This is a genomic window from Serratia sp. CY33802 (assembly GCF_052169095.1).
In the GTDB taxonomy this organism is placed as follows: domain Bacteria; phylum Pseudomonadota; class Gammaproteobacteria; order Enterobacterales; family Enterobacteriaceae; genus Serratia; species Serratia bockelmannii.
Map to the genome: position 1 here is coordinate 807,730 of NZ_JBJNLL010000002.1, position 21,435 is coordinate 829,164.

Genomic DNA, 21,435 nt, shown 5'->3' on the forward strand with positions numbered 1-21,435 from the left:
GATAAAAAAAATCCGCCCGGAGGCGGATTTTTTATCGGTGCGACAAAAGCTGCCGCAGGTTCATGCCCTCAGGCACGAACACACTTAGAAGCGGTAGCCTACGCCAACGTTCCAGGTGCCAACGTCAACGCTACGAATGCGGTTCTGCTCGTAACCGACATCCAGGGCAACGTTCTCGATTGGGTTGAACTGCAGACCGGCACCGTAGGTGAAGCCGTAGTCAGCGGTATCGTGACGAGAAGTACCGTTCTGAGCGTTGGTAGTGAATTTACCGTAACCCAGGCCAACCAGACCGTAGATGCTCGCCCAGTCATTGATGCGGTATGCTGGACCGGCAGAGATAGAGTTGTACTGAGCTTTGTTGTAGAAACCGTCCTGAGAACCGTCCTTTTCCAGGTGGGTAAAGGAACCGATTACGCCCAGTGGGTTGTTGTCGAACTCGTAACGGTATTTCAGGTTGAAACCGTCGGCCTTGTTAGCAACGCCTTGGAAATCACCCTGCGCATAGCCAGCGGATACGGTGCTCTGACCAGCGAATGCGGTACCTGCGCTAACTGCTAATACGCAAGCTGCTACTGCGGAAAGACATGCAATTTTTTTCATAACCACCTCAAACGCGTTTTATTATTAAGTACATCCATTTGTTCATGCTTTGAAAATATAACAAAAATTAGCGTGAAACTCTGCCTTGAAATGAGTGTCTAATGCTTTATATCGTGTAACAGAAGATTTCAAGAACAGTGTATCTGCTTCTTTTCGCTCTATTTTCGGCCATATTCTACGGCTTTCTGTGACAAAAATCACCAATTTAATATCCAGATAATTCTTAAGAAAAAGCGCACTTTTTGACCAAATTCACCCCATCTCATCCGAGGATCGGTGGATTTCACCGCGATGCGCGCTTTTCTCAGACAGATTTTCGCCATTTCATTTACACTGCTCGCATCCCCGTTTCGACCGTTTTCTCAAGGCTGAGGAACGGCGCATAAAAGGCCCGTTAAGGATGTCGTTATCTACTTCCGGCAGAGCGCCCTCCGCGCTGCTGCCTATCTGTCTGTTAATCATCGCCATGGTGTCTATCCAGAGCGGTGCCTCGTTGGCCAAAAGCCTGTTCCCGATCGTGGGTGCGGAAGGCATTACGACGCTGCGTCTTTTCATCGGCACCCTGATTCTGTTCATTATCTTCCGCCCATGGCGTATGCGCATCGCCGCCGGTAGCCGCTTGCCGCTGCTGATTTACGGCCTGTCGCTCGGCGCGATGAATTACCTGTTCTACCTGTCGCTGCGCACCGTGCCGCTCGGCATCGCCGTGGCGCTGGAGTTTACTGGCCCGCTCGCGGTGGCCATGTTCTCCTCGCGGCGGCCGATCGACTTCCTCTGGGTGGCATTGGCGATCGCCGGATTATGGTTCCTGCTGCCGCTCGGCCACGGCGTGGGCGGGATAGACCCCTTCGGTGCCGCCTGCGCGCTCGGCGCCGGCGCCTGCTGGGCGGTCTATATCATCTTCGGCCAGAAGGCCGGCGGCGATCACGGCCCCGGTACGGTGGCGCTCGGCTCGCTGATCGCCGCGTTGGTGTTCTGCCCGATCGGCGCCTGGCAAACCGGCAGCGTGCTGTTCAACGTTGAGATTCTGCCGATAGCCCTGGCGGTAGCCATCCTCTCCACCGCGCTGCCTTATTCGCTGGAGATCATCGCGCTGCCCAAAATTCCGGCGCGCACCTTCGGCACCTTGATGAGCCTGGAACCGGCGATGGCGGCGTTATCCGGCATGCTGTTCCTCGGCGAACACCTGAGCGGCGTGCAATGGCTGGCGCTGGCGGCGATCATCGCCGCCTCCATGGGCTCCGCCCTCACCATTCGCCCCAAACCGCGCCTCGAAAGCCTTTCCTGATCGCCCGACCCGCCTGCAGACCGCAACGTCGGAATGCAGGCGGGTTAACTGTTTTCCTCGTGACAAGTCGGCATACTTCCCCTTAGCCTGTATCGCAGGCTCTTTGGACTTTCGCTCACATGGAGAATAACAGTGATTCACAACAGCCTGTTCAACCCACGCTTCGGCCGCGGACTCGCGCCGGCGCTGGTTTCAACCCTGACCGAGTTGCGCCGATGCGACCTGCCCGAACTGGCGCTGGGGCATCACCCGATCGACGGCGACAACATCTTTATGGACGTGATGACGCTGACCACCGCGCCGGCGGCGGAAAAGCGCGCCGAAATGCATCAGGAATACATCGCGCTGCATCTGCTGATCACCGGTGAAGAACGAATCGAATACGGCCTGGCGGGCAACGGGCATCGTGAACACCCCCACGCGGAAAATAGCGATCTGCTGCTGCTGGACATTAAACGTCACCCGCAAACGCTGCACATGACGCACGGTATGTTCGCGATCTTTTTCCAGATGGAACCGCACAAGACCGGCTGCCTATGGCAGCGCCCGCAGCACATTAAGAAAGCGGTGGTGAGGATCCATCACCGCCTACTGCTGTGACCCTGCGGCAGCGCCCGTAGAAAATCGGCGGCCTGGCGGGGAGAGCGCAAGCGCTTGAAATGGCGCCCTACATCGGTACGGGCCATCTCCGCCAGGTATTTTCGCCGGTTCTTCGAGTAAGTGCGGATCGTCCACAGCACGATCGACTCACGGCTGAAGAAAGAACGGCGGAAACTTTCACGATTGCCGGTGCCCGGCCACAGCTCACGTTTGCTGGCCGCGCGTCGGCACGCCCGGCGCACGGCCTGCCACAGCGTGCGGCAGAAGCCGTAGTCCAACCACAGGATATAATCGACTTCGCGCCACTTAATCGGTTGCGTGCGGCTGTAGTTGCCGTCCAGCACCCAGCCTCCTCCCGCTTCGGCCAGCGTCTGCTCTAACCGCGCCAGGAACGCGTCATCGGGCGTACCCTGCCACTCGGGCCGCCAATACAGGCTGTCCATCTCGATATAGGGAACGTCAAGCCGTTCCGCCAATTGACGCGCCAGGGTGCTTTTACCGCTGCCGCTGGTGCCGACGACGTTAATTTTCATCACTCGCCAATAAAAACTGGGATAATTCCCTTACTTTAACCGCATCAATTACGGCTATCAATCTGAATAGGCTTACAATTAACAGCACGATAACAATATGGATATTTAGTCGAATCAGCCTATCCGCAGAAAATAAGATAACAGGGATAAATCGTCACTAACCAAAACAATAACAAAAAAATAAAAATAGCAATTAAATTCATTGCATTACACAGAAACACAAACCAAATTAAAATATTGACATTAGACCAAGCCTATTTGTGCAATAGCCATTTTCGTACGGCAAAAATAAATACCCCTGCTATAATTGATCCCGTAACGAAATAGGACAACGACTAATCAAGAGGATATCTGATATGAGTACCGCTAAACTGGTGAAAACGAAATCTTCTGATCTGCTGTATACCCGTAACGATCTGGACGAAAAAGTCAAACTGGCCGCCATCAAGGCGCTGAACCATCAGGTCGTGCAATTTATCGATCTTTCGTTGATCACCAAACAGGCGCACTGGAACATGCGCGGCGCGAACTTCATCGCGGTTCATGAAATGCTGGACGGCTTCCGCACCGCCATCATCGAGCATCAGGACACCTTCGCCGAGCGCGTAGTGCAACTGGGCGGCGTGGCGCTGGGCACCGTACAGGTCGTTAACGATCAGACGCCGCTGAAAAGCTATCCGACCAATATCCACAGCGTGCAAGAACACCTGAAAGCGCTGGCCGATCGCTACGGCGCGGTGGCGAATGACATCCGTAAGGCCATTACTGAAGTGGAAGATGAAGACACCGCCGACATGTTCACCGCCGCATCGCGCGATCTGGACAAGTTCCTGTGGTTCATCGAATCCAATATCGAATAACGCCGCAACGCGTTGCAGACCGCCCGTCGTGCCGGGCAGAACAGGCTGGGCTTCGCCCGGCCTGTTTTCTTTTGCGCGGTCGTTGAATTGTGCAAAAAACGGCCCATATTAAACGGTAGGGTTCCCTTGTTAGGAGGTGATGATGGCCAGCGGCTGGGCGGCAGACGGCGCCGTACAAGATCAGATTGACTCCACCATCGACGATGCGGTGCAGCGTGCGCGTGATGCGCTCGGGCATGGCGAGAGCGAACGCTATTGCCAGGAATGCGGAGAACCGATCCCGGAAGCGCGCCGCAAGGCGTTAACAGGCGTGCGTTTTTGTCTCGCCTGCCAGGCAGAACAAGACAAAAAACACGCGGCCAATAGCCTGTACAACCGGCGCGGCAGCAAAGACAGCCAGTTGCGTTAGCATTATCTGCTCCCCTTTTTCTCCTCTCGCGGCCCCCGCTTGCACCGTCGGTGCATCATGAAAGTTAGAGTTAGTTATCAATATTGAAGCAAAAACGTTAAAGAACGGTTGTTTCACAGCCAAAATTTGGTTAATGATAGCCCCGTGCACCAAGATAATTCTTACGCACCATTTCGGTGCCTCATTGTGGTGCACAACCATAACAATTCGCCTTTTCGGCACAACATCACGAAGTAACTCTTTGTTTTTATAGTAGTTGAAAACATGGCACGATTTTTTCATGGCACCAACTGCAATATAAAAAATGGGTAATCCGCAACCTGTACAGGAATTCCTCTCATGAAGTCGATTTTTAAAGTCTCCCTGGCCGCACTCTCTCTGGCCTTTGCCGTAAGTTCCCACGCAGCAGACAAACTGGTGGTTGCCACCGACACCGCTTTCGTTCCTTTTGAGTTCAAACAAGGCGACAAATACGTCGGCTTCGACATCGATCTGTGGGCGGCTGTCGCCAAAGAGCTGAAGCTGGACTACACCCTGAAACCGATGGACTTCGGCGGCATCATTCCGGCGCTGCAGACCAAAAACGTCGATCTGGCGCTGGCCGGCATCACCATCACCGATGAGCGCAAGAAAGCTATCGACTTCTCCGACGGCTACTACAAGAGCGGCCTGCTGGTGATGGTCAATGCCGACAACAACAGCGTGAAAAGCATCGACGATCTAAATGGTAAAGTGGTGGCGGTGAAGAGCGGCACCGGTTCGGTGGATTACGCCAAGCAGCACATCAAAACCAAGGATCTGCGTCAGTTCCCTAACATCGACAACGCCTACATGGAGCTGGGCACCAAGCGCGCCGATGCGGTGCTGCACGACACGCCAAACATCCTATACTTCATCAAGACGGCCGGCGCCGGCAAGTTCAAAACCGTCGGCGATTCGCTGGAAGCGCAGCAGTATGGCATCGCCTTCCCTAAAGGCAGCGACGAGCTGCGCGAGAAGGTGAACGGCGCGCTGAAAACCCTGCGCGAGAACGGCACCTATAACGAAATCTACAAGAAGTGGTTCGGTACCGAACCTAAGTAAGCTGTGAATTTGGCAAGCTATTAACTTAAGCACAGGGGGTCGCTTAACCCCCTGCGCTTCGTTGTATCTGATACCCACGTTTGGGATCACCGGGAGAAATATCATGCAGTTCGACTGGAGCGCCATCTGGCCCGCCATTCCTATCTTGTTAGAGGGCGCCAAAATGACCCTGTGGATTTCGGTCCTCGGTCTGATTGGCGGCCTGATCATCGGCCTCGTCGCCGGCTTTGCCCGCACCTACGGCGGATGGATCGCCAACCACATCGCGTTGGTGTTTATCGAAGTGATCCGCGGCACGCCGATCGTGGTGCAGGTGATGTTCATCTACTTCGCCCTGCCGATGGCATTTAGCGACTTGCGTATCGATCCGTTCACCGCGGCAGTGGTGACCATCATGATCAACTCCGGCGCCTACATCGCGGAAATCACCCGCGGCGCGGTGCTGTCGATTCATAACGGTTTCCGCGAAGCCGGCCTGGCGCTCGGCCTGTCGCGCCGCGAAACCATCCGCTACGTCATTATGCCGCTGGCGCTGCGTCGCATGCTGCCGCCGCTGGGCAACCAGTGGATCATCAGCATCAAAGATACCTCGCTGTTCATCGTGATCGGCGTGGCGGAGCTGACCCGTCAGGGTCAGGAAATTATTGCCGGTAACTTCCGCGCGCTGGAAATCTGGAGCGCCGTGGCGGTTATCTACCTGATTATTACCCTGGTGCTGAGCTTCGTGCTGCGTCGTCTGGAAAGAAGGATGAAAATCCTGTGATTGAATTTAAAAACGTCTCCAAGCATTTTGGCCAAACCCAGGTGCTGCACAACATCGATTTGAAGATCGACAAAGGCGAAGTGGTGGTGATCATCGGGCCATCCGGCTCTGGCAAATCCACCCTGCTGCGCTGCATCAACAAGCTGGAAGAGGTGACCAGCGGCGATCTGATCGTCGATGGCCTAAAAGCCAACGATCCGAAAGTGGACGATCGGTTGATCCGCCAGGAAGCCGGCATGGTATTCCAGCAGTTCTACCTGTTCCCGCACCTGACGGCGCTGGAAAACGTCGCCTTTGGCCCGATCCGCGTGCGCGGCGCGAAGAAGTCCGATGCGGAAAAGCTGGCGCGCGAGCTGCTGGCTAAGGTCGGTTTGGCGGAGCGCGCCCACCACTACCCGTCCGAACTGTCGGGCGGCCAGCAGCAGCGCGTGGCCATTGCGCGCGCGCTGGCGGTGAAGCCGAAAATGATGCTGTTCGACGAGCCGACCTCTGCGCTCGATCCGGAGCTGCGCCACGAAGTGCTGAAGGTGATGCAGGATCTGGCCGAGGAAGGCATGACGATGGTCATCGTCACCCACGAAGTCGGCTTTGCCGAAAAAGTGGCGTCGCGCCTGATCTTTATCGATAAGGGCCGGATTGCCGAAGACGGCAACCCGCACGACCTGATCAACCATCCGCCAAGCCCGCGTCTGCAGGAGTTCCTGCAGCACGTTTCCTGATCCTGGCGGTTTAACGGCGGGCGCGTGGCGCGCCCGCCGCTTTCATTCCGCACGCGTTCCCACGCCCCATCGCGTTTCCTTTCCTACTATATTCATTGTTTTCATCGTATTGCTCTGACATCCGCCGATCACAGAACGCCAAAGAGAGGAACAATGCCGCCAAACGCATACTCCCGACGAGGTTCTCATCTGCGAGAACACCTGCTTTTCCTGCTGCTGTTGCTGACCTTGAGCGTCTTCGCACCACCGGCGCTGGCGCAAAACGCGCCGCCTGCGCCCGCCGACAAGAGCGAGCAGCAGAAGGCCGCCTACGCCGCGCTGGCCGATCTGCTGCAAGACGACAAAGCGCGCGCGGAACTCATCAATCACCTGAAACAGACCGCCGGCGACGCCCCCGCCGCAGCGCCGGCAACGTCGGAGGAATCGACTCCAGCCACGCTGAGCGACAGCCTGAACTCGCTGGCGCAGGAAGGCATCGGCACCTTTAACCAGAAGCTCGGCGCGCTGCAAAAGCTGATCGACTCCGGCCCGAAGCGCGTTTTCAATCCCGCCGGCTTTTTCCGCGCGCTGGGCTACTTTCTGCTGACGGTGGCGGTCACCTTTGCGCTGTTCCACCTGATCCGGCGGTTGATCGCGCCGCTGTACAAACGCATGGGCAGTTGGGGGCACAATGCGCGGCTGCAGCGCGGCCCGTGGTATAAGCGCCCCGCCGCCATTCTCGGCGCTTTCGCCGTCGATCTGCTGGTGCTGCTGCTGGCGCTGGCGGCGGGCAATCTGTTCGCCCGCCACGTCCACGCCGACAGCGCCACCATTCTGCGGCTGCAGACCCTGTTTCTCAGCGCCTTCGCGGTGATTGAATTTTTCAAGGCGGTGCTGCGGCTGATTTTCGCCCCTAACTTCGACTACCTGCGTCCCTTCCCCTTCAGCGACCGGAGCGCACGCTACTGGAACACGCGCCTCGCCTGGCTCAGCGGCCTGATCGGCTATGGCCTGATGGTGGTGGTGCCGGTGGTGGCGGTACAAATAAGCTACCCGGCCGCCGCCGCCGTCAACCTGGTGGTGATGCTGGCGCTGACGCTGTACGCCATTTGGCTGATCCTGCACAACCGCAAACCGATACAGCAACAGATCAACCTGCTGGCCGAACGGTCGATGGCGTTTTTCAGCGTGATCCTGCGCGGCCTGGGGCATATCTGGCACCTGCTGGCGATCGCCTATTTTCTGGTGTTGTTCGTGCTGTCCCAGTTCGACATCGGCAACAGCCTACGCTTTATGATGAGCGCCACGGTGAAAAGCCTGCTGGTGGTCGGCGTCGGCGCCCTGCTGTCCGGCATGCTGACCCGCTGGATTTTCCGCCGCATTTCGCTGCCGACCGACGTCAATCTGCGCTATCCGATGCTCGAGCGGCGCATCAACTCCTACATCCCCAACGGGTTGAAGATACTGCGGGTGATGGTGGTGCTGGCGGTGACGCTGTTTCTGCTCGACGCCTGGCACCTGATCAACCTGTACCAGTGGGCGGGCAGCGAAAATGGCCAGCGGACGCTCGGCGGGCTGGTGCATATCCTGCTGATCCTGCTGATCGCCGTCTTCAGTTGGACGCTGATGGCCAGCATCATCGAACACCGCCTGGCGCTGGAACTGAGCAACGGCGTGCGGCCGAGCGCGCGTGAACGCACGTTGCTGACGCTGTTTCGCAACGTGCTGGCTATCGTTATCAGCACCATCACCGTGATGATCGTACTGTCGCAGGTCGGGCTGAACATCGCGCCGCTGCTGGCGGGCGCCGGCGCGCTGGGGCTGGCCATCAGCTTCGGTGCCCAGACGCTGGTGAAAGACGTGATCACCGGCGTGTTCATCCAGTTTGAAAACGGCATGAACACCGGCGAATATGTCACCGTCAGCGGCATCACCGGCACCGTGGAGCGCATGACCATCCGCTCGATCGGCCTGCGCGACGACTACGGCGTCTATCACATCGTGCCGTACTCTTCGATCACCACGCTGGCCAACTATGCGCGTGAGTTCGGGGTGTATCGCGCCAACTACACCGTCAGCCGCGACGAGGACATCGATCGGGTCAATGAGGTGCTGCATCAGGCCATCGAGGCGCTGAAGCAGGATGAACAGGTGAAGCATTTCCTGATTGGCGAGCCGGTCTTCAACGGCGTGGTGGCGCTGGGCGATCGCTCGTTCACCACCCGCGTGACGGTGCGCACGCAGGCGCTGAAACAGTGGGTGGTGCAATACGCCCTCGACCGGCTGGTGAAAATCCATTTCGATCGGGCCGGTATCGGCATGCCGCAGCAGGCGATGCAGATCTCCCGCGCGCCGCAGCCGCACGAAGAACAGGCGCCGCCTGCGGCGATCTGAGGTTAGCGCCCGCGCCCGCAGGGCTGAGCGGCCAGGAAGGCCGCCACGTCCTGCCGGTAAGCATCGTATTGCACCGAGCGCGGGGCAAACAGGCCCACCACGTTGATCAGCCACGGATGGCGCGCGAACAGCGGTTTGATCATCACGTGGTCGGCTTCGTCGATGCGCGTCACCGTCAACAGCGAGGCCGGGACCGTTTGCCGATAAACGCGCTCGGTTTCGTCCGCGTCCACGTTGACGTCACGCCCGCCCAGTATCAGGTGTACCGGCGTGTTGAAATTTCGTAATCCCGCCGTCGCATCGCTGGCCATGTTGGCGCGAATAAAGCGCCAGCGGTCGGCGCTCAATGCGGCGGTGGCGCCATACTCACGGCGGTACTGCGCGTAGCCGTCCGGTTGTTCGAGCAGCGTTTGAATGTGGCGCCAGTGCGCCTCGCGCGCGGCGATCGACGCTTCATTGTCCCCTGCCGCCGCCATCGCTGCCCGGGTGTTATAACGCCCTTGCCGCAGCCAGTTGATCGCCGGCGCCAACGCCAGCGTGAAGGCGATGTCGGGGCGCAAACGCGCCACCTCCGGCATCACCCACCCCGCCTGGCTGGTGCCCCAGAGCCCCACACAGCGCGCATCGAAGCGCCCGTCCCGCCGGGCCCAGTCGATGATATCGGCGGTTTCCCGTGCGCGATCCGCCATGGTCTGATGCAGCCAGTTGCCGCCGGAGCCGCCAACGCCCGGCTTATCGAAGGATAAAACCGCATAGCCCTGCTGCGCCATCGCCTCCCAAATGCCGTAATAGCCTTCGTCGCGGCTGGCGTTAGCCGGCCCATCGCCGTGCACGAACACCACGATGCCGGGCTTGATCGGCGCATGCTGCGGCAACACCAGCGTGCCGGTCAACCGGTTGCCGCCGGCGGTCACCACGACCGGTTCGGTGACAAAGCGAAAGTCGTTGACGTAAATCACCCAGCCAAGCGCCGCCAAAACCAGCGCCACGAGGCACAGCCCTATTTTGCGCACGTCGCCTCCCCGTTGCGTTTCTCCATCAATATCCAATCGGCCTGGCCGAACAGTAAGCCCAGCGAGGCGTAATGCTCTTCGCGCCGCACCTGAAAGCCGCAGCGCCGGTACAGACGCTGCGCATCCACGTTGCGCCGGCTGACGTGCAGGCTCAGACGCCGGCCTGTGCCTTGTTCGGCGGCGTAGTCGTTCATCCACTGCAGCAGCCGCCTGCCCACCCCTTTACCGCGCTGGTTCTCGGCCACCGCCAGGTAAGAGAGATACAGCTCACCGGCCGCCGGAGTGTGCTGCAGCACCGCAATTTGCAGATACATGCGCCAAACGTTCAGCCAGCCATAGCGGCGGCACAGCCGCCAAATCGGCAAGGTGCGCGGACGCAGCCCGACGTTGTTCTCGCCAGCGGCCGCATTGAGCGCAAAGGCCGCCACCACCTGTTCATCTTGCTTCACCACGAAGCTGCGCTCCCGGCTGCCGCTTTGCTGCCAACTCCACAGCCGATAGAACAGACGCCACTGAAGGCGGGCGCTGAGACGGCGCGCACGCTGAAACTTGTCGCTGAACGCGGCGTAGATCAGCGCCGCCGTTTGCAGGCGATCAGCGTCGCGATAAGGATCAATATGCAACATATCAACCTCGTCTAGGGTTGGCGGTAGAGCAGCTGCTCCAACAGCCGCACCGGCGCGGTCTCCTCCGGCGCAGGCGACGCAAAGATCGCCTGCCGCCAGGCCTGGCTTTCGATCACGTCCAGCACCAGCTGCGCGAGCGGTAACGGCGCTATCGCCGCCGCGATCTCACCGGTTTGCTGAGCCTCGGCGATCGTCGTCGCCAGCGCCTCAATCAGTTGCCGCTGGTTGGCGCTGAACGGCTCGGCCAACGCCGGGTTGCGTGCCACCTCCGCCACGATCTCCGCCGACAGTTGCACATTGGCCGGCTCGGCGACAAAGGCGTGATAGGCGGTGAAAAAGGCCGACAGCGCCTGTTTCGGCCGCGTTCTGTCGGCCCGCAATCCGGCGGCGAACTCGGCGAATATGCCGTTTTCCAGCAGCGCAATTTCGCCGATCAACGCCTCCTTGCCGGAAAAATGGTTATAGAGGTTGCCGACGCTGACGCCCGCTGCCTGCGCGATATCTCGCATGCTGGTCTGGTGAAATCCCTTATGGGTAAAGCTGTGCAGCGCGGCCTCGACAATCTTTTCTCGATTTCCCATCGTCAGCTCCCGAAACGGTGAAGGGGCGCCTGGCGCCACAAATTGACATCAACAAATGAACGAACGTTCGTTCATTTTCAAGTCTAGCATAGACCGATAAAATTGAACCGCAGCTCAACGGCGCAGGAATCGGTAGGAAGAGGCAAACGCCGCCCCGCTTTTAGGGGCGGCGCCCGGCACACTCAGTGCAGCGCGTCGCCCTGCTTCACCGACGTAAACGCCTGCATCAGCTTCACGACGTCGTGCATGCCGATGTTGACCTGGTTGATCACTTCTCCGGCGTCATGGGTCAATGCCACGCCGCCGCCAGCCTGTTCCACGCAGGTCGCCATGCCGGCGATCGCCGCCGCCACGCCCTGCTGGATAGACTTGGTCATGCGTTCGATCTCGGTCGCCGCCTTGCGCGACTGCTCCGCCAGCGTGCGCACTTCGTTGGCCACCACGGCAAAACCGCGCCCGTGCTCACCGGCGTGGGCGGCTTCGATGGAGGCGTTAATCGCCAGCAGGTTGGTTTGGGAGGCGATTTTACGAATGGCTTCGACGATGGTGCCGATCTGCTGAGAGCACTTACCGAGCTCGGTGACCACGTCCGACGTTTCGCGCGCCGCCGCTTCGACCTGCTGCATGCCCTTCACCGCCTGCTGTACGATGACCGCACCCTGCGCCGCCTGCCGATCGGTGTCAAGCGACAGATGATGCGCGTTGCGCACCATCTCTTCTTCGTGCTGCTGCTGTTGCATCAGCCGGGTGATGTCCTGGGCAATCTTCACCACTTTCACCACCTGGCCGTCGTTGTCGAGGATCGGGTTATAGCTGGCCTCCAGCCATACCCGTTCACCGCGCCGGTTGACGCGCTCAAAACGCCCGGTGATGAACTCGCCGCGCGCCAGGCGCTGCCAATGCCGCCGATAATCGTCGGAAGCGGCGAACTCCGGCGGGCACAGCACCGCATGCGACTGCCCACACGCCTCTTCCAGCCGATAGCCCATCAGCGCCAACATATTGTCGTTGGCGCTGACAATGGTGCCCTGCGGCGTGAAAGAAATCATCGCCATCGAGCGATTCAACGCCGCCAGCAGGCTGCGGTGTTCCTGCGCCTGCGTCACTCGCTCGGTCACTTCGCTGGCGATCTTGACGATTTCCACCACCTTACCCTGTTTATTCAGCACCGGCGCATAGGTGCCCTGCAGCCACACCGCCTCGCCGTTTTTCGCGATGCGCTTTATGGTGTCCGTGATGGGTTGGCCTTTATTCAGCGTCTCCCAATGTTTGCGATATAACGGGCTGGCGACATAGTTCGGATCGCAGAAAATACGGTGATGCTGACCTATCACGTCATCGCGTTGAAATCCCAGCGTGCTGAGGAAAAGATCGTTGGCGCGCAAGACCGTGCCGTCGAGCGAAAATACGATCATCGGAACGGCGTGTTCTATCGCGCTCAGCTCGGCGCCTTTGTGGGTAGTTAACTGACTGAATCGTAACAGCATAAGGTGTAGTCCTTGTGGCAGATGATGGCGCTTTTCTTATTTTTCCTGGCCACATGCCGCGCCCACACGCAGACGTGCCATCGCGGAAGGAACGGGCAGCGCCGCTCCTTCTGGTTATTGCTCTTAACCGGATTAAATTTATTTATTCAGTAAAGTAATTATTCGAATTTAAATAAACCAACAACCTAAGATTTTTATTATGAAAACTGTATTGAGAATAACGTAAGTGATGAAAATTGAAAGGTAAAATGCGGATTTTTGTCGGCGCCGGCAGGATAACCGGCGCCGGGAAGATTAACGCCAGCGTTCGGCTGCCCAGGCGGCCTGTTGCTCGGCGTCGTGGAAGGTCCAGGCGACGAAGCGGCTGATCTTCTGCCCTTGCGCCATCTCGATGGTGCGCACCTCGGCCGCGCCCGCCACCTTCAGCGCATGATAAATGGCCGGCAGCGTGGTGTTTTTCGAGATGAGCGAAGTGAACCACAGGCAGTTGTTGGCCTTGCTGACGCTCTCTTCCACCATCTTGCGCACAAAGGCTTCTTCGCCGCCTTCGCACCACAGCTCGTTGTTCTTGCCGCCGAAGTTTTGCACCGGCTTGTCGGCCACTTCCCCTTTGCCCAATTTATGCAGCTTGCGGCGGGTGCTGGCGCGCGCTTCCTGCTCGGACGCGTGGAACGGCGGGTTGCACAGGGTGGCGTCGAATTTCTCGGCCGCGCCGATGATGCCGCTAAAAATCAGCTCAGGCTGTTTTTGCAGCCGCAGACGCACGCTATTGCGCAGTGTCGGGTTCATCTCGACGATCATCTTGGCCGCGTTGAGCGACACCGGATCGATTTCAGACCCGGTGAAACGCCAGCCGTATTCGCGCAGGCCGACGATCGGGTAGATGCAGTTGGCGCCGACGCCGACGTCGAGGATCGCCACGCCTTTGCCGCGCGGGATCTCGCCGCCGTTGCTGGTCGCCAGCAGATCCGCCAGGTGGTGCAGATAGTCGGCGCGGCCGGGGATCGGCGGGCACAGGTAATCAGCCGGAATATCCCAGTGTTCGATGCCGTAAAAGTGTTGCAGCAACGCACGGTTGAGCATTTTCACCGCCGCCGGATCGGCGAAATCCACCGAGACATCGCCCCAGGCGTTCGGTTTTACGAACGGCGCCAGCGCCGGGCAGCTGGCGATCAGCGCCGGGAAGTCGTAGCGCGAACGATGACGGTTGCGCGGATGCAGGCCGCTTTTCTGCTGCGGGAAGGTTTTCTTTTTTTCCACCGTGACGGGCTCTCTTGAAGGGATTTCCGGCGCGTAAGATAACACATCCGGCCCGCAATGGCGCAGCGGCGGGAAACCCGGCACAATGAAAGCTTCATCGATTGCCACAGGGGCCCCCATGAGCCGTGAATCTCGTTACTATTATGAACCCGCCGCCGGCCACGGCCTGCCGCACGATCCGCTGAACGCCATCGTCGGCCCGCGCCCCATCGGCTGGATCTCTTCCCGCAGCGCCGCTGGCTTGCGTAATCTGGCGCCCTACAGCTTTTTCAACTGCTTCAACTACCGCCCACCGATCATCGGTTTCGCCAGCACCGGCTGGAAAGACAGCGTGGCGAATATCGTGGAAACCGGCGAGTTCGTTTGGAACCTGGCGACGCGCCCGCTGGCTGAAGCGATGAACAACAGTTCCATCACCCTGCCGCGCGGTGAGGACGAATTCGCCTTCGCCGGCGTCACGCCGCTGCCCGGACGCCGGGTCAAAGCCGAGCGCGTGGCCGAAAGCCCGGTGAACTTCGAATGCCGCCTGACCCAGTGCATTCAGCTGCAAACCGCCGCCGGGGAACAGGTGGAAACCTGGCTGGTGTTGGGCGAAGTGGTGGCGGTGCACCTCGATCCGGCGCTGCTGGATGAACACGGCGTTTACCAGACCGCCGCCGCCGAACCGATCCTGCGCGCCGGCGGCCCGACCGCCTACTACGGCATTTCCGAACAGCACCGTTTCGATCTGACGCGCCCGACGCGCTGATCGCCTCCCCCCGTTTATCTCGAATGTGAACGGGGGAATTAATAATCAAAAATTCTGAACAAAACCATCAACACTCTCCGATTTCATCCCGCCTGTCACTGCGCAATAATCTTCCCATCGAAAGGCAAACCCTTTCTCCCTAATTCACTTTGACAGAAATGACGAACATGAAAACCATCAAAACTTTTGCTGCTGCTATCGCTCTGGCCACCGTTTCTTTCACCACTTTTGCCGCTGAACACGTCAGCGCCCAGGATGCCGCCCAATTCGAAAAAGCCGGCGTGATCGTCGCCAGCGGCGCAACCGACCTGAGCAGCCTGACCTCTCAGCTGGCCGCCAAAGCCGATGCCGCAGGCGCCAAGGCTTTCACCATCACCTCTACCAGCGGCAATAACCTGATGCACGCCACCGCGGTTATCTACAAATAATCGCCGCCCCAGACGTCCAAAAGCCCGCCGGATATCATCCCGGCGGGCTTTTTTTATGTTCGCGTACGTCAGCGCTGAATGGGTACGACAGCAATTTTCCTATCGTCCGCTTTGTCAGCAACCCACGCGTCAACGACCCGGAAAATACCGTCGCCAACAGGCAGAAACCCTTTATTTAATGGGGTTTGCAGGCAGTTAAGCACACATTTTTTTACCACCCCATTGCTGGACTAACGGGAGAGGATGATTATCATGTTACGCAGACTACAGATGCAGAGAGCGTTGTATGCAACATATCATTGAAGGTTTCCTCAGTTTCCAGAAAGAGATTTTCCCGCAGCGTAAGGAACTCTTTCGCAGCCTGGCCTCCAGCCAAAATCCTAAAGCGCTTTTCATCTCCTGTTCTGACAGCCGTCTGGTGCCCGAGCTGGTGACGCAGCAAGAACCTGGGCAGCTTTTCGTTATCCGTAACGCCGGTAACATCGTCCCTTCCTTTGGCCCGGAGCCGGGTGGGGTTTCTGCGACTATCGAATACGCGGTGGTGGCGCTGGGCGTGACTGATATCGTGATTTGTGGCCACTCGAACTGTGGCGCCATGAAGGCTATCGCATCCTGTCAGTGCCTCGATCCCATGCCTGCCGTTGCCCACTGGCTGCATTACGCGGATGCGGCCAAAGCGGTGGTCGAGAAGAAAACCTGGGATAGCGAAACAGACAAAGTGAACGCTATGGTGGAAGAAAACGTCATAGCCCAGCTAAATAATATCAAAACCCACCCTTCTGTGGCGGTGGGTCTGCGCAACAGTGGGCTGCGCCTACACGGCTGGGTATACGACATCGAAAGCGGCGAAATTCGCACGCTGGATAGAAACACCAAGAGCTTCGTGTCTCTGGCCGATAATCCCGACGTCTATTTCGAATAAAATAACGCCCGGTTTTTATCATTAAATAAAATCCACGCCGCGGCGTGGATTTTATTGTCAGCCTTAAGGCAAGCGCGCCTCTATCGCCGCAGCGAAGTCGCGGCACATCCGCTCGTCACCCTCGGCGTTGTCCGCCAATACCGTCTCGCCATCCACCACCCGGATGTGCGCCTGCAAATCGAAATCTGCCGGCGGCTGCGGGCGCTTGGCCGCGGCGGCCATCGTCTGCTGCGCCTCATGCCACGCCTGTGCCACCGTCTGGTTGCAGGCCTGCGCCAGATAGTCAGGATTAAACCCTTCGCCGGTCAGGCTGCGCAGCGTGTCGTCATGGCTGACGCTGTTGCCCGGCAACCAGTAGTGTTGCGCCAGATCCGGGCCAATGGCCGGGTTGTCCGTCAGGTAACCGTCGCGCTGCAGGAAGAAGTGACGGGTTTGCTCTACCGCCATCATCGCCAGCAGATAGCCCTGGTAGGAACAGGCGGATTCTAGCGACAGCAGGTGCGGGATCGCCAACGTCGGGCGCGGGCTGCCGCTGATGCCGAGGATCTTTTGCTCGACCTCGCGCGCCAGCGCGGTAATGGCTTCCGGCGTGCGCTGCTCGTCATCCCACTGGTACAGCGCCCACTCGAAGTACGGCACCAGCAGGATGTGGCGTTCGTTGAACGCACGCATCGGCTGGCGCGCCGCGATGCCGGCCTCGATCAGCGCATCAGGCACCGCTTCGCCGGCGGCGTTTTTCGCATAGCGTTTCAGCCAGTCGGCGTCGTCCAGCAGGCTGTCGCAGAACATCGACTGGGTTTCGGCATAGGCCATCGAGGTCGGTGGGAACTCCTGCGAGAAGCACGGCGCATTCTGGCGAATGTTGGCGAAGTGCGCCGCGTGGCCGCCCTCGTGGAACAGGGTGTTGAGCCCGTAAGCGCCGCTGCCCACCTGCCCCGGCTGCGCCAGGCTGGTGAAGTTGATGCGCGCCGGCACCCATTCCCCCTGGCGCACAAACGGCGGCACCGGGCCGTGCATAAAGCCGTTCTCATACTTGCCTTTGCGCACCAGCAGATCGAGGTTCATCTCGGCGCCGCCAAAGCCGATGTGCAGGCGTTTGAAGCTGTCGACCCAGCGTTCCAGCGAACGAGAAAACGGGAAGTAAGGATCCAGTTGACGGGTGACGTCGCCGGCGCTGGCGAAGCGTACGTTCCACGGCTCCAGCGCCTGGCCGCCCTTGTCGGCCGCCAGCTGTTGCAGGCTGCGCGCGTTGGCCTCGCGGGTTTCCCGCTCGAAACGATCCAGAATGGCGAACAGCTGCTCCGGCGTCATGCGCTCGGTTTTGTTCACCTTGTAGTCGAAATAGTTGCGATAGCCCATCTGGCGCGCAAAGCGGTTGCGCAGGCCGATCAGCTCCGGCAGGCCGTTATGCAGCAGCCATTGCTCCAGGTCGCGCAGCGCCTGCTGCGAACTGCGGCGGTAGTCTTCGTTCGGGTTGGTCGCCTGGTTGGTCAGCAGCTCGCCGAGCGAGGCCGCCACCCGCTGGCCGTCGGCGTTCAGGTGTGTGACCTGATAGCCCTTGCGGCGCGAGTAGAGATCGGACTCGGCGTGAATGATCTGATCCAACAGCGCCTGCGCCTGCGGATCTTCAATGGCGTTACAGTCGAAGAAACGCAGCCAGCCTTGCAGGCCGTGGATCAGCGCATCGCGCTGCGCCTCCTGCGGCAGCGTTTCCAATCCGGCCAGCAGATTGCGGATCTCGGCCAGCCGGCGCGGTTCGGCGATAAAGCGCTTATAGGCGCTTTCCGCGGCGGAAAAGCGCGCCGACACGCCTTCATCGCCGGTGCCCATGTAGTTTTGCCAGAACAGCTCTTCTTTGGCGCGGTGAACGTCGAGGTAATCCTGGTTCAATTGATTGAAGTAATCGAGAGCCTGTTGCATAACCGTCCTTCTCAGCCGATGAGGAAATATCCCAGTATAGTCGCGCTTAGGCCTGACGCAGGCGCTGCAGCCCCTGCTCGAGCGTCTCGCTCTCGCCGGCGGCCACCAAGCAACAGGCGACCTGCCGCTGGATGGCCTGCGGGATCGCCACCTCGCCCGCCAGGCAGCGCTCGGTCCAGCGTGCGGTGGTTTCCGCGTCTTTCGCCGCCGGCAATGCCGGCGTTTCATCCTGCAAGGTGCGCTCCAGCAATACGTGCTGTTCGCCGCCGACGATGTGGTGAATTTGCGGGCAGCGCAGCGGGTTGGCGTAGGCTTCACCTTCGGTGCCGTGCATCAGCAGCCCGCGGGCGCCGATTTGGCGGAAAAACGATGCCACCCGGCCAACATACTCCGGGTGAGAGACGCTGGCGAGGCGCAGCGCATCCTGTTCGCCGAACGGCGTCGCCAGCTTGGCCAGCGTATGGGCGCTGTTGCGCACCCCCATGCGCCAACGCAGCCCAAGCTGCTGCGCCAACGGCGCCGACAACGTGGAAACCGGCATGAATACCGCCTCGCCGTTATCGAGACGCCGCTGGGCGTGAGCAGCCTGTTCCGACCACGGCAGCCCCAGAGCGCGGAAAATCTCGGCGCTGGTCACGCGGGTGCTGTCGTCCAGCACGCCGTGCACCACCACCGGCAGGCCCACTTTCGCCAGCAGCAGCGCCAGCAGCGGCGTCAGGTTGGCCTGCTTGCGCGCGCCGTTGTAGCTCGGCAGCACCACCGGCAATGGCCGCCCCTGCGGCGCCTGCAGCGGCAACACCTGCTGCTGCATCGCCTGATAGAACCCCAGCATCTCCTCTTCGGCTTCGCCCTTGATGCGCAGTGCGATCAGAATGCCGCCCAGCTCCAGCTCGGGGACCTCCCCGGCCAGCATCGCCTGATACAGCTCAAAGGCGGTCTGCCGGTCCAGGTCGCGCGCATGATTTTTGCCGCGGCCTATTTCTTTGATAATTTTGGTGTAATCCATCCGAAGGTTCCCTCAGCTCACTCTTCGGTTAGCATACCCTATCCGCGCCGCCGCTCAACCTCCGCCGCCAGTCGCCGCTGCGCGTCATCGCCCTCGCGCAGCCCGGCGATCACCCCGCCGGCATCGTCGGCGCTGCGGTTTTGGCTCATTTTCCATTTGCCTTCGCGCCGGGTGACGGCGATCTCGATACCGACGATGCCTTTAAGCTGTGCGGCGATATAGTTGGCCGGCGCGTCGTCGAGCCGCCAGGGCGCCGGGCGGCGCCCTTCCTGTTGTGCCGTCAGGTCGATCAGCTGGCGGCGCAGCCAGGCCGGATCGTCCGTCACCGTCGGTACGCCATACAGCTGCACCATGCTGTAGTTCCAGGTCGGCACCACTTTGCCGGTCTGGCGCTTGCTCGGGTACCAGCCGGGGGACACATAGCCCTCCACGCCCTGAAAAATCACCAGGCATTCCGCCGCGTGCTGCAGCCGTCGCCAGTGCGCGTTGGCGCGCGACAGGTGCGCCCGCAGCCGGATCTGCCCCTGTTCGACATCGGCCAGAAACGGCAGCGGATCGGCCGTCAATCCCTGCTCGCCGTGGCTGACCAATAGCCCCAACGGGTGGGCGCGCACCAGCGCCAGTTGGGCATCCAGATTGTCTTCGCGAAATGTGGCGGGTTGAAACATCAGTGTGGCTCCTTACGCTCTCTCATGATGACGACAGTAAAGCACCCACTGGCGGCCTACTTAAGATCCGCTTTCTGAGTATTTTGAGTGATCCGGTTTAACAACAGCAGGGCGATGCCCATCGCCAACAGATTAAATACCATGGCGCCGGCAAAGGCCTGGGCATAGCGCTCCGCTGCGCCGCCGCTCACCAACAGCGGCACAAAAGCGACGCCGCTGACCACGATGCCCAGCGCGCCCCCCACCTGCTGCACGGTGGCAACCAGACCCGCCGCCATGCCCGCCTGCCGCTCCGGCGCCAAACCGAGCACCAGATTCAGCAGCGGCGTCATGCTCAGCGCCTGACCGAACCCCAGCACCACTAACCCAGGCAGCAGCCGCAGCGGATGCGCCAGCGCCTCACCCCACAGCGCCTGCGCCATCAATAGCGCCAACCCGGTGGCGTAAATCGCCACGCCCACGCTCAGTACGCCATTACCCCAACGCAGCGCTAACCGGGGCGCCAACATCGAGGCCAGCATGAAGGCCGCGCTGGCCGGGGCGAACAGACTGCCCGCCTGAAAAGGCGTCAGCCCCGCCCCCGCCTGCAGCAGCAGTGCGAAACACAAGAAAAACGAGGAAGCGGTGGCATAAATCGCCAGCACCACCGCCATACCCGGTGCGAAGCCCGCCTGACGGAACAGCGCCGGATCGAGCACTGCATCGCCGCCGCGCTGCGCCAGACGGCGCTCCCAACGCAGGAAGCCCCACAGCGTCAGCATCGCTAACGCCAACATCGGCGCTATCCACCACGGCCAGCCGCGCGCCGGCCCCTCCAGCAGCGGCAGCAGCAACAGCGACAGGCCGGTCGCCGCCAGCCACAGGCCAACGCCGTCCAACCGCTGCGCCTGCGCCACCCGCGATTCGGGAATGCACCGCGCCGCCCACAGCGCCAGTGCGCCGATCGGCAAATTGATCAAAAAGATCATGCGCCAGCCGCTGCCGAACAGGTTAGCCTCGATGATAAATCCGCCGAGGATCTGGCCGAAGATCGCCGCCAATCCCAGCGTCATGCCCAGCCAAGCGAAGGCGCGCCGCCGCTGTTGCGGCGCGTACAGGACCCGCATCAAGGCGTAAATTTGCGGGAACAACAGCGCCGCCGTCGCCCCCTGCAGAATACGCGCGGCGATCAGCAGGCCGAGCGATCCCGCCAGCCCGCACAACAGGGAGCTCAGCGTGAATCCCAGCATGCCGAGGCTGAACAAGCGCCGACGCCCGAAGCGATCGCCCAAACGCCCACCGGCGATCAACAGCACCCCAAACGCCAGCTCATAACCGGCGACGATCAAACCGATCCCGGCGAAATCGGCGGCGAACTGCCGCTGGATCACCGGCGCCGCCACGTTGACCACGAACAGATCGAACACCGTGACGAACCCGCCCAACAGCAGCACCGGCAGGCCGGGCAGCCCTCGCCGCTCACGAGATAATGAATGTTCCATACCACCTCCAGAGATTATGATGGCCGCAGTATGGAACAAGGTTTAAACTGTTACTATATAGCCA

At 60.1% G+C, this 21,435-nt stretch carries 22 protein-coding genes; 11 read left to right on the forward strand and 11 right to left on the reverse strand.

Annotated elements, in window-relative coordinates; translation table 11 throughout:
- Positions 1-84 precede the first annotated feature (84 nt).
- Positions 85-603, reverse strand: a complete 519-nt coding sequence (ompX, locus tag ACJ8HA_RS10365; RefSeq protein ID WP_019454480.1) for an outer membrane protein OmpX — start codon at positions 601-603, stop codon at positions 85-87.
- Between the two features lie 400 nt (positions 604-1,003).
- Between ompX and rhtA the strand changes: the two genes are divergently transcribed.
- The gene (rhtA, locus tag ACJ8HA_RS10370) at positions 1,004-1,891 is read left to right on the forward strand and encodes a threonine/homoserine exporter RhtA (protein WP_025302089.1); all 888 of its coding nucleotides are present in this window, start codon (positions 1,004-1,006) and stop codon (positions 1,889-1,891) included.
- A 132-nt stretch (positions 1,892-2,023) separates the two neighbouring features.
- Positions 2,024-2,491, forward strand: coding sequence for an N-acetylneuraminate anomerase (gene nanQ / locus ACJ8HA_RS10375; RefSeq protein WP_025302088.1), 468 nt, complete (start codon positions 2,024-2,026; stop codon positions 2,489-2,491).
- Here the strand turns inward: nanQ and ACJ8HA_RS10380 are convergent.
- Positions 2,473-3,024, reverse strand: a complete 552-nt coding sequence (locus ACJ8HA_RS10380; RefSeq protein WP_025302087.1) for an AAA family ATPase — start codon at positions 3,022-3,024, stop codon at positions 2,473-2,475. The genes nanQ and ACJ8HA_RS10380 overlap by 19 nt on opposite strands.
- A gap of 356 nt (positions 3,025-3,380) precedes the next feature.
- On the opposite strand from ACJ8HA_RS10380, the gene dps reads away from it, so the two are divergent.
- The 6 genes from dps (at position 3,381) to ybiO (ending at position 9,231) form a co-directional block, all read left to right on the forward strand.
- Complete coding sequence (gene dps / locus ACJ8HA_RS10385) at positions 3,381-3,884, forward strand: DNA starvation/stationary phase protection protein Dps (protein ID WP_025302086.1); 504 nt, start codon at positions 3,381-3,383, stop codon at positions 3,882-3,884.
- Between the two features lie 142 nt (positions 3,885-4,026).
- Complete coding sequence (locus ACJ8HA_RS10390) at positions 4,027-4,293, forward strand: DksA/TraR family C4-type zinc finger protein (RefSeq protein WP_025302085.1); 267 nt, start codon at positions 4,027-4,029, stop codon at positions 4,291-4,293.
- Positions 4,294-4,632: 339 nt separating this feature from the next.
- A complete protein-coding gene (gene glnH / locus ACJ8HA_RS10395; protein ID WP_004939223.1) occupies positions 4,633-5,376 on the forward strand; it encodes a glutamine ABC transporter substrate-binding protein GlnH in 744 nt (247 codons plus the stop codon).
- Between the two features lie 103 nt (positions 5,377-5,479).
- Entirely contained in the window at positions 5,480-6,139 is a 660-nt protein-coding gene (glnP, locus tag ACJ8HA_RS10400; protein ID WP_019454487.1) for a glutamine ABC transporter permease GlnP, read from the forward strand.
- Positions 6,136-6,858 carry a glutamine ABC transporter ATP-binding protein GlnQ gene (gene glnQ / locus ACJ8HA_RS10405; RefSeq protein ID WP_004939230.1) on the forward strand — a complete coding sequence of 241 codons (723 nt, stop codon included), beginning with the start codon at positions 6,136-6,138 and terminating at the stop codon, positions 6,856-6,858. The genes glnP and glnQ overlap by 4 nt, the downstream gene beginning before the upstream one ends.
- 153 nt (positions 6,859-7,011) lie before the next feature.
- Positions 7,012-9,231, forward strand: a complete 2,220-nt coding sequence (gene ybiO, locus ACJ8HA_RS10410; RefSeq protein ID WP_053085973.1) for a mechanosensitive channel protein — start codon at positions 7,012-7,014, stop codon at positions 9,229-9,231.
- 2 nt (positions 9,232-9,233) lie between these two features.
- On the opposite strand, the gene ACJ8HA_RS10415 is transcribed toward ybiO, so the two are convergent.
- From ACJ8HA_RS10415 to rlmF, 5 genes are all read right to left on the reverse strand, one after another.
- Entirely contained in the window at positions 9,234-10,244 is a 1,011-nt protein-coding gene (locus ACJ8HA_RS10415; RefSeq protein ID WP_049208896.1) for an alpha/beta hydrolase family protein, read from the reverse strand.
- Complete coding sequence (locus ACJ8HA_RS10420; RefSeq protein WP_025302082.1) at positions 10,232-10,870, reverse strand: GNAT family N-acetyltransferase; 639 nt, start codon at positions 10,868-10,870, stop codon at positions 10,232-10,234. Before ACJ8HA_RS10420 ends, ACJ8HA_RS10415 begins: the two co-directional genes overlap by 13 nt.
- An 11-nt stretch (positions 10,871-10,881) precedes the next feature.
- Complete coding sequence (locus tag ACJ8HA_RS10425) at positions 10,882-11,451, reverse strand: TetR/AcrR family transcriptional regulator (protein ID WP_025302081.1); 570 nt, start codon at positions 11,449-11,451, stop codon at positions 10,882-10,884.
- A 182-nt stretch (positions 11,452-11,633) separates the two neighbouring features.
- Complete coding sequence (locus ACJ8HA_RS10430; RefSeq protein WP_060432706.1) at positions 11,634-12,938, reverse strand: methyl-accepting chemotaxis protein; 1,305 nt, start codon at positions 12,936-12,938, stop codon at positions 11,634-11,636.
- A gap of 294 nt (positions 12,939-13,232) precedes the next feature.
- Positions 13,233-14,198: a 23S rRNA (adenine(1618)-N(6))-methyltransferase RlmF gene (rlmF, locus tag ACJ8HA_RS10435; RefSeq protein WP_167325058.1), complete on the reverse strand. Its 966-nt coding sequence runs from the start codon at positions 14,196-14,198 to the stop codon at positions 13,233-13,235.
- A 118-nt stretch (positions 14,199-14,316) separates the two neighbouring features.
- Here rlmF and ACJ8HA_RS10440 point away from each other — a divergent pair, with 118 nt between their 5' ends.
- The 3 genes from ACJ8HA_RS10440 (at position 14,317) to ACJ8HA_RS10450 (ending at position 16,296) form a co-directional block, all read left to right on the forward strand.
- A complete protein-coding gene (locus ACJ8HA_RS10440) occupies positions 14,317-14,946 on the forward strand; it encodes a flavin reductase family protein (protein ID WP_046686671.1) in 630 nt (209 codons plus the stop codon).
- A gap of 167 nt (positions 14,947-15,113) precedes the next feature.
- Positions 15,114-15,374, forward strand: coding sequence for a multiple stress resistance protein BhsA (gene bhsA / locus ACJ8HA_RS10445; protein ID WP_060432705.1), 261 nt, complete (start codon positions 15,114-15,116; stop codon positions 15,372-15,374).
- A gap of 286 nt (positions 15,375-15,660) precedes the next feature.
- Positions 15,661-16,296 (forward strand): carbonic anhydrase, encoded by a 636-nt coding sequence (locus ACJ8HA_RS10450; RefSeq protein ID WP_025302076.1) that lies wholly within the window; start codon positions 15,661-15,663, stop codon positions 16,294-16,296.
- A gap of 63 nt (positions 16,297-16,359) precedes the next feature.
- On the opposite strand, the gene ACJ8HA_RS10455 is transcribed toward ACJ8HA_RS10450, so the two are convergent.
- The 4 genes from ACJ8HA_RS10455 to ACJ8HA_RS10470 are packed head-to-tail and all read right to left on the reverse strand — an operon-like array spanning position 16,360 to position 21,371.
- Entirely contained in the window at positions 16,360-18,216 is a 1,857-nt protein-coding gene (locus tag ACJ8HA_RS10455) for a M3 family metallopeptidase (protein WP_025302075.1), read from the reverse strand.
- A 46-nt stretch (positions 18,217-18,262) separates the two neighbouring features.
- Complete coding sequence (gene ybiB, locus ACJ8HA_RS10460; protein WP_142590627.1) at positions 18,263-19,222, reverse strand: DNA-binding protein YbiB; 960 nt, start codon at positions 19,220-19,222, stop codon at positions 18,263-18,265.
- A 38-nt stretch (positions 19,223-19,260) separates the two neighbouring features.
- Positions 19,261-19,890 carry an FMN-binding negative transcriptional regulator gene (locus ACJ8HA_RS10465; protein ID WP_043137069.1) on the reverse strand — a complete coding sequence of 210 codons (630 nt, stop codon included), beginning with the start codon at positions 19,888-19,890 and terminating at the stop codon, positions 19,261-19,263.
- Between the two features lie 56 nt (positions 19,891-19,946).
- Positions 19,947-21,371, reverse strand: coding sequence for an MFS transporter (locus tag ACJ8HA_RS10470; protein WP_406894808.1), 1,425 nt, complete (start codon positions 21,369-21,371; stop codon positions 19,947-19,949).
- Positions 21,372-21,435: the final 64 nt, after the last annotated feature.